The sequence below is a fragment of the Deltaproteobacteria bacterium genome, from assembly GCA_003696105.1.
GTDB lineage: Bacteria > Myxococcota_A > Polyangia > Haliangiales > J016 > J016.
Genome location: RFGE01000025.1, coordinates 1 through 7,580 on the forward strand (window position 1 = coordinate 1; position 7,580 = coordinate 7,580).

Genomic DNA, 7,580 nt, shown 5'->3' on the forward strand with positions numbered 1-7,580 from the left:
ACACGGGGAAACTAGACTGACGTGTCAGTCTATTCGGCCGGTCGCCGCCGGCCGCGCTGCGAGGGAGAGGCATGCCGAACACGAAGCTGTTCATCGGGATCGACGTCGGGTCCACCACCGTCAAGGCCACCGTCGTCGACCCGGATACGCGCGAGATCCTGTGGAGCAAGTACCAGCGCCACGAGACCAAGCAGCCCGAGCGGACGCGCGATCTGCTCGTGGAGATCGCCGCTGCGTTCCCCGACGTGGCCGACGACGAGATTCGCGTGTTCATGACCGGCTCCGGCGCCGGCCCGATCGCGCCACACATCGGCGCGAAGTTCGTGCAGGAGGTCAACGCGGTCACGATGGCCGTCGAGCAGCTCCACCCGGACGTCGGCAGCGTGATCGAACTCGGCGGCCAGGACGCGAAGATCATCATCTTCAAGGAGAACGCGGAGACCGGCGAGAAGCAGGCGCAGACGTCGATGAACGACAAGTGCGCGTCGGGTACCGGCGCGACCATCGACAAGTGCGTCATCAAGGTCGGGATGCCGCGCGAAGACATCCCGAAGCTCAAGTTCGACCCGACGAAACTGCATCACGTCGCGGCGAAGTGCGGGGTGTTCGCGGAGACCGACATCGTCAACCTCGTCAAGAGCGGCATTCCGCGCGACGAGATCATGAACTCGCTCGCCGACGCGATCGTGGGCCAGAACCTGTCGGTGCTCACGCGCGGCAACACGTTGCGGGCGCGCGTCCTGTTGCTGGGCGGCCCGAACACGTACTTGCCGTTTTTGCAGGAGTGCTGGCGGCTGCGCATCCCGCAGGCGTGGGAGGAGCGCGGCTACGACTATCCGAAGGACCGGCCGCTCGAGGAGCTGATCTTCGTGCCGGACAACGCCGAGCTGTACGCGGCCTACGGTGCGGTGCTGTTCGGCATGCACGAGCCGGCCGACGTCGGCGTCTACCAGGGGCTCGCGGGGCTCGACGAGTTCATCTTGCACGGCCGCAAGGCCAAGCTCGGCGAAAAAGCCGGCCCGGGACTGGTCGAGTCGGACGAGGAGCGCGACGCGTTCGTCGCCAAGTACCGCATCCCGAAGTTCGAAGACGCGAAGCTGCAGCCCGGGCAGGTCGTGCGCGGTGCGATCGGTCTCGACGGCGGGTCGACGTCGTCGAAGATCGTGTTCACCGACGAGGACGGCAACATCCTCAAGAAGGTCTACCAGCTGTCGAAGGGCAATCCGATCCAGGACATGAAGGACATGTTCCTGGAGCTGCGCCGGTGGGCGGAGGACCAGGGGGCGCGCATCGAGGTGACCGCGTTCGGCGTCACCGGCTACGCCGGCGACGTGATGGAGAAGGCGCTGCTGGCCGACGCCAACATCGTCGAGACGGTGGCGCACATGATGAGCGCCAAGCACTACTTCGGCGACGTGGACGTCATCTGCGACATCGGCGGGCAGGACATCAAGGTCCTGTTCATGCAAAAGGGCGACATCCGCAACTTCAAGCTGTCGAACTCGTGCAGCGCCGGCAACGGGATGTTGCTGCAGGCGATGGCCGACCAGTTCGGCTTGCCGGTCACCGAGTACGCCGAGCACGCATTCGCGGCGCGGCTGTCGCCCGTGTTCAGCTACGGCTGCGCGGTGTTTCTCGACTCGGATCGCGTCAACTTCCAGAAGGAGGGCTTCGAGCGCGACGAGCTGCTCGCCGGTCTGGCGTTGGTGCTGCCGAAGAACGTGTGGCAGTACGTCGTCCAGATCCCGCGCATGGCCGAACTCGGCCGCGTGTTCGTCCTACAGGGGGGGACGCAGCACAACCTCGCCGCCGTCAAGGCGCAGGTCGACTACATCAAGGAGCGCGTGCCGGACGCGGTCATCCACGTCCATCCGCACACCGGCGAGGCGGGCGCGATCGGCGCGGCGATGGAAGCGCTGCGCGTGGTCAAGCGCCGCGGCTACAGCACGTTCGTCGGCCTCGATGCGGCGATCAACATCGAGTACACGAGCCGAAACGACGAGACGACGCGCTGCGACTTCTGCCCGAACAACTGTTCGCGCACGTTCATCGACACGCGCACGCCTACCGGCCAGACGGCCCGCTACATCTCGGGCTTCTCGTGTGAAAAGGGCACGGTCGAGGACCTCGACGCCTTGCGGGAACTCAACCGCGAGCGCAAAGAGCGCATGAAGCGCTACCCGAACCTCGTCGACTACGAGGCGAAGTTGGCGTTCAAGAGCTTCTACACGCCCGAGCCGTTGCCCGACCACGGCACCGATGTCGAGGACGTCCAGGTCAAGCGGACGCTGCTCGGCGGTGTGCGTCGCGTGCCGTACAAGCGGCTGTTTCGCCGGTCGCCCGCATCGGCCGTGGACCGGCGGCGTGCGATCCGCATCGGCATCCCGCGCGCGCTCAATATCTGGAGCACCGCGCCGTTTTGGCGCCACTACTTCGAGGCGCTCGGCTTGCACAAGCGCAACATCGTGTTCTCCGACGAGACCAGCGAGGAGCTGTGGCAGGCCGGCGGCAAGTACGGCTCGGTCGACCCCTGTTATCCGGGCAAGGTGTCCCAGGCGCACATCCACAACCTGCTGTTCGAGCATCACGCGAAAAAGCCGCTCGACTACATCTTCTTCCCGTGCATCACCCACATCCCGACCTGGGTGGAGGGGGTGATGGACACGGCGTCGTGTCCGGTGGTCGCGGGTACCCCGAAGGTACTGCGCGCCGCGTTCACCAAGGAGACCGACTTCTTCGCCGAGCGCGGCATCGAGTACGTGGATCCGGCGGTGACCATGGCCGAGCCGCTGCTGCTCAAGAAGCAGATGTTCGAGGCGTGGGGCGAGCGGCTCGGCATCACCGAGGACGAAAGCGACTGGGCGTGCGACCAGGCGTGGAAGGCGCTGCACGAGTTCGACCGCCAGATGCAGGAGCGCGGCCGGCAGATCCTCGAGCAGGTGGAGGCCGAGAATCGGATGTGCATCCTGATGCTCGGCCGCCCCTACCACAACGATCCGGGGCTGAACCACGGCGTGCTCGAGGAGTTCCAGGCGCTCGGCTACCCGGTGATCTCGATGCGGTCGATCCCGAAGGACGAGCAGTGGCTCAGCCGGTTCTTCGCCGACGACCTGCGCAAGGGGCTCATCGAGTCGCCGCTGGACATCAACGACGTGTGGCCCGAGAACTACAGCGTCAATAGCGTCCAGAAGGTGTGGGCTGCCAAGTTTGCCGCGCGTCACCCGAACGTGGCCGTGCTCGACCTGTCGAGCTTCAAGTGCGGTCACGACGCGCCGACCTACGGGCTGATCGACAGCATCATCGCCGCCGGCGACGCGCCGTATTCGGCACTGCACGACATCGACGCGAACAAGCCGGCCGGCTCGATCAAGATTCGCGTCAAGACGTACGCGCACACGCTCATGCTGGCGCGCGAGCGGCTCGAGGACCGCGCGGAACGCAAGCGCGAGTTGGAGCGCCGCGTCGCACTCAAGAAACTCGAATTGCTCGAGCAGATGCAACACAAGATGACGGCGCTGCGCGGCGCGGCCGATGTCGGACTTCAGCGCCAAGTCGAGCGCCAGCGCGAGCTGGTGGCTCGGCTGACGCCGCCGCCGGCGGCCACGTCCGCGGTCAGGTCGCCGTCGCTCGCCGTGCTGCAGTAATTCCCACGAGAGGCACCGAATCATGAATCACGAACAGGAACTGGTTGAGTTGGAGCAGCAGATCGCGGCCGAGCTGGCCCAGTTCGAGGCGGCCGAGCGCAAGCGACTCGGGCTCGACGACGGCCCGGCGGAGCACTGGCACGATCCGGTGCCGAGCACGTTCACCCGCGAGCAGCGCGAGCACACCACGTTGCTCGTCTGCGGCCTGACGATGGCCCACGACAAGTTCGTCCAGCACGCGCTGCGCGGCATTGGCTACAAGGTGCGCGCCCTCGACGTGCCGGATACGGCCGCGCTCCAGTTCGGCCGCGAGTTCGGCAACCGAGGCCAGTGCAACCCGACCTACTTCACGGTCGGCAACCTCGTCAAAGAGCTGCACGCGATGGAGAAGGCGGGCCTGTCGCGCCAGGAGATCATCGACAACTACGTGTTCGTCACCGCCGGCGCGTGCGGACCGTGCCGGTTCGGCACGTACGTGACCGAATACCGCAAGGCGCTGCGCGACTCCGGCTTCGACGGGTTCCGCGTGTTGCTGTTCCAGCAGACCGGCGGCATCAAGCAGGCGACCGGCGAGGATCTCGGGCTCGAGATCAACCCCGCGTTCTCGTGGGCGGTCATCAAGGCGATCATCGCCGGCGACGTGCTCAACGCGCTCGCCTATCGGATCCGCCCGTACGAGGTGGAGCCGGGCGCTACCGACCGTGCGATGGAGCAGGCCAAGGAGATCATCGGCCGCGCGCTCGAGGAGCGCAAAGGCCTGCTCCGCGCGTTGATCGAGACCCGGCGGCTGATGGGCGCGATCGAGGTGGACCGCACGCGCGTCGCGCCGAAGGTCGGCATCATCGGCGAGTTCTGGGCCATGACGACCGAGGGCGACGGCAACTACGGGATGCAGCGGTTCCTCGAATCGGAGGGCGCCGAGGTCGACATTCAGCTGGTCACCGCGTGGCTGCTGTACATGGTGTGGCAGGGCCAGTACGACACCGAGCTGCGCGCGCGCCTGCGCGGCACCGACGGCGGCAGTCGGTTCGGTCTGGCCGGCGTCGACGTGCGCAAGCGGGTGCTGTCGCTGGCGGCCGCCGACAAGGCGATCCGCGGCCTGTTCCAGACGTTCGCGCACGTCATGGGGCTGTACGACTACCACCTGCCCGACATGCACGAGCTGGCCGAGGTGAGTCACGCATTCTACGACAACAACCTGCGCGGCGGCGAGGGCCACATGGAGGTCGGCAAGCTGATCCTCAACGTGGCCAAGAGCAAGGTCAACATGACGTTGAGCGTCAAACCGTTCGGCTGCATGCCGTCGAGTTCGGTGTCCGACGGCGTTCAGTCGATGATCACCGAGATGTATCCGCAGGCGATCTTCTTGCCGGTGGAGACCAACGGTGACGGCGCGGTCAACGTCTACAGTCGCGTGCAGATGCAACTGTTCAAGGCCAAGCAGGCGGCGCAGCGGGAGGTCGACCAGGCGCTCGCCGAAGCGGGCATGACGATGGACGAGGTGCGCGCCTACGTCGCCAAGCACCCGGAGCTGCGCAAGGCGCTGCACCGCAGCCCGCACAAGTACGGCTGCACCACGGCAGACCTGGTGCGCGAGGTCGGCATGCGCAAGCGCCGGATCAAGGCGGCGCGCGATCGGGTCGCGGCGCGCCTGCGCCGGATGCGCGCGGGCGGCGACGAGCGGACGCTCGGCGCGATCGCGAAGATCGCGGCGGCGAAGGCCCGGCGGGCGCGCGCGTCGGCGGTCGTCCGCGACCCGCAGGCGGCCGGAGAGCGCGCGGCGGCGCCGCCGATTCCCGAGGGGCGGACGCCGCTGCGCGTCCTCGCGTAGCTCGCGGAGGGGCCGCCATGGTGCGACAGCGCGCGGCGACCTGGGTGCGACGGTGCGCGGCGGCTGCCGGCCGGCGTGCGCTCGCGGCGTTCAACCGCGCCGACGAGATCGGCGGCGAGGTGCGGGACTGGCTGCTGGCCCGTACGAACTCGCCGGCCCTGCGGGCGGTGAGCGAGCGGCTGGTGCGGGTCCGCGGCGGCGAGGACGCGGCGCTGGCGGTCGATTCGCAGCGGTCGGCGCGCGAGGCCGCCATCGCACGGCAGACGGCCGAAGCGCCGCCGCCGACTGCCGCGGAGCTCGCCGCGCGACGGAGCGACGCGCTCGGCGACCCGGACGTGGCGGCGCAGGTATACGGCCGGGCGTCCTGTCCGTGGACCGGGCGCGCGCAGTCGCTGCTCAACGACGCCAAGGTCGACTACGACTTCGTCGACCTCGACGACCCTGACCACGCGCACCTCGAGGGGCGGCTCGTCGGGCAGACGCGCCAGAACACGACGCCGTGGGTGTTCTTGCGGGGCGAGTTCGTCGGCGGCTACCACGAGCTCGACGAGATCGCGCGGCTCGGCCAGCTCGACGCGCGCACGCTGCCGCGCGATCGGCGCCCGCCCGCGGACCCGGCGCGGCCGAACGTCGAGGTCGCACCGCGGCCGGCGTGACGCGCGGGCGCGCGTCACGCGGCGCGGCCGTACGCACCGGGCGTACACGCGGCCACGCGGCGGCGACCGGGGCGCGACGGTGCGTCACGCGCCGTGGCGCGCCTGGAACGCGACCGTCGCGCGCTCGATCTGGCTCGCGAACTTGCGGTACGACACCATGCCCTGGACCACCTGGCCGTCCTCGCAGTGGGCGAGGGCATGGTCGCGCAGTTCGGCGGCGAACCGCGGGTCGTCGACGTACAGGTTCACCTCGTCGTAGACGCCGTGCGACAGGCGCGTGAAGTTGGCCGAGCCGACGTCGCAGTAGCGGTCGTCGATCACGACGAGCTTGCTGTGGACCATGCGCGGGTGCAGCACGACCTTGAGGTGGTCCGGCGCGCCGGTGCGGCGCAGCAGCTCCGCGCACGTGCGCCGGTTGAGCTGCTGCAGCACGTTCGGATTTTCGCCGGTGAGCAGGGTGACCCGCACCCCCCGGTCGACCGCGCGGGCCATCGCGTCGGTGAACCGCGGGTCGCCGAGATACGCCATCTTCACGACCAGCGATTCGCGCGCGCTGTCGATCAGCGCCAGGCGCTGCGCGAGCATCGGGCAGGTCTTGCGCGCGTGCGCCGCGCGATTGTGGACGAGGAAGTCGATCCCGCGCGACCGGTCGAACTCCACCGTGCCGGCCATCCGCTGGCGCAGCCGGAGCACGTGCTCGGCGCCCTCCAGTTCGATCATGATGTCGAGCCACTCGTTGCGGTGCTCGTCGCCGATGCCCATGCTGCCGAGAATCAGGCACTCGTCGTCGAAGATGAACAGCTTGGAATGGTCGAACCGCTTGCGCTGGTGGTCGATGACGACGTTCGGGTGCGCCAGCAAGTCGACGACGAGCGGATTGGGCCGCTGGCGCGGGCGCCGTTGCTGCCGGCGCCGCAGCGCGCGCGACGGCCGCCGCTGGTCGGCCGGGCGGCGGTAGGCCGCGCCCAGCACCCACGCTTGAAACCGCTCGGCCGGGCGGATGCGCTTGTGGAAGAAACTCTGACCGTTGCCGCCGGAGTGCTCGTACACGGCGGCGACGCGGTCTTTGCGGATGTGGACCTTGACGCCGCGGTCGGCGGCGCGCAACACGGCGCGTCCGAGCTGATTGCCCGTGTCGTCGTCGTGCCACAAGAAGGCGTGCATCTCAATTCGGCGCGTCGCCGACTCGATGCGCGCAAGGATCGCGCGAAACGCGTCCTCGCCCCCGCCCAACACCCGCGGGTTCGGCATGCCCGTGGTGTAGCGCGACTCGGGCCGCCGGGACAAGGGCTCCCCCTAGGAGGCGGTTGCGCATAGCCGCTGGCTGCGGTCGCGATCGGCGGGCGATCGTCGGCGTACGTCCTCGCGCCCTTCGGTTCCGTATGTTTATACGCGCCCTCGTGCGCTTCGGGCGTGCGCCGAACCTCGCCTCGCATCTCGCAACCTCGC

General features: G+C 68.6%; 3 protein-coding genes and 1 pseudogene. 3 read left to right on the forward strand and 1 reads right to left on the reverse strand.

Translation table 11 applies throughout. The features are described from left to right. The first annotated feature begins 71 nt into the window (after positions 1 to 71). The 3 genes and pseudogenes from D6689_01750 (at position 72) to D6689_01760 (ending at position 6,131) form a co-directional block, all read left to right on the forward strand. Positions 72 to 3,644, forward strand: coding sequence for a CoA activase (locus D6689_01750; GenBank protein RMH44728.1), 3,573 nt, complete (start codon positions 72 to 74; stop codon positions 3,642 to 3,644). 211 nt (positions 3,645 to 3,855) lie between these two features. Then, a pseudogene (locus D6689_01755) lies at positions 3,856 to 5,253 on the forward strand (2-hydroxyglutaryl-CoA dehydratase). 239 nt (positions 5,254 to 5,492) lie between these two features. Beyond that, positions 5,493 to 6,131, forward strand: a complete 639-nt coding sequence (locus D6689_01760) for a glutaredoxin (protein RMH44729.1) — start codon at positions 5,493 to 5,495, stop codon at positions 6,129 to 6,131. A gap of 84 nt (positions 6,132 to 6,215) precedes the next feature. Here the strand turns inward: D6689_01760 and D6689_01765 are convergent, their stop codons facing one another. After that, positions 6,216 to 7,382 carry a phosphatidylserine/phosphatidylglycerophosphate/cardiolipin synthase family protein gene (locus D6689_01765; protein RMH44730.1) on the reverse strand — a complete coding sequence of 389 codons (1,167 nt, stop codon included), beginning with the start codon at positions 7,380 to 7,382 and terminating at the stop codon, positions 6,216 to 6,218. Positions 7,383 to 7,580 lie beyond the last annotated feature (198 nt).

What these genes read in the sequence shown, in the direction of transcription:
- D6689_01750 (RMH44728.1), top strand. Translation starts at nt 72, where the DNA reads ATGCCGAACACGAAGCTGTTCATCGGGATCGACGTCGGGTCCACCACC.
- D6689_01760 (RMH44729.1), top strand. Translation starts at nt 5,493, where the DNA reads ATGGTGCGACAGCGCGCGGCGACCTGGGTGCGACGGTGCGCGGCGGCT.
- D6689_01765 (RMH44730.1), bottom strand. Translation starts at nt 7,382, where the DNA reads ATGCCGAACCCGCGGGTGTTGGGCGGGGGCGAGGACGCGTTTCGCGCG.